The sequence below is a fragment of the Vibrio sp. 03_296 genome, assembly GCF_002265885.1.
Genome location: NZ_NPKW01000805.1, coordinates 1 through 915 on the forward strand (window position 1 = coordinate 1; position 915 = coordinate 915).

Below are 915 nucleotides of genomic sequence, written 5' to 3' on the forward strand. Positions count from 1 at the left end.
GTTAAGTTCTTAACTTACTAACTTACTAACTTTCATTAAAAAAACAATAATAATGGTGAACAGCATGGCAAGGCCGAAAACTTACACTGATGAAGACCTCATCCAAGCCGCTAATGAGCTGATTAGCAGAGGAAAGAAGCCTAGCGGGTGGCGAATTAGAGAGTATTACAAAGAGGAAAAGACTCTTCGATYCAAGCTGATTTGGAAAGGCTCATTGCTGACGGTAGGATTCCAGAAGCTCAAAATGACACCCCCATCAGCAACAACTCAAGTAAGAACCTCATATGAGCTACCAGCGGAAATTCAGGATCTTCTCGAAAGAAAGGAATACGATATCTCTACATCACTTCGAGATATTGTTATTGCTATGAATGACAGTATTCATACCCCATTTTTGAGTCAATTACTTACACACGCATTAGAGAAGCAGAGGCAATCAGCCAACACGCGATCAAACAAAAAGAGCAGTCAGAGGGAGAGCTTTAGGATATTGAACAAGACTCTCCAAAGGGCTACAGATGCAAATGATGAACTAGAGGAGAAAATTGAAGCTCTGCAATCTGAGCTAGTCGAATCACAAAACGAGAAATCTGAGTTATTAAAAAATATCAGTCAACTTACGAGTTCACTCAATCAAGCAAATGACAGGTTAGAAACCAGCAAGATACCAWTTATAGGTCTCCAAGCCAATCTATCAAAAGTCGAGAAAGCGCATTCAAGCACTAACAGTACAACGCAGAATACGCACTTAACGATGTGGAAAGGCTTGAGTCTCAGCTGACTGAACTCTCAGAACGCTATGAGAGCACTTGTATCAAACTAACTGAAAGTTCGTCTAAACTACAGTCAATGACAGAGGCACTGGACAATTCTGAACATAAGTTAAGCACTGTCCAGGATGAATATACCGATCTT

The 915-nt window shown here is 40.4% G+C and carries 1 protein-coding gene; it reads left to right on the forward strand.

The genetic code is table 11. The annotated features are described in order from the left end of the window. Nucleotides 1-64 precede the first annotated feature (64 nt). Nucleotides 65-781, forward strand: coding sequence for a hypothetical protein (locus tag CIK04_RS28005; RefSeq protein ID WP_325205930.1), 717 nt, complete (start codon nt 65-67; stop codon nt 779-781). Nucleotides 782-915: the final 134 nt, after the last annotated feature.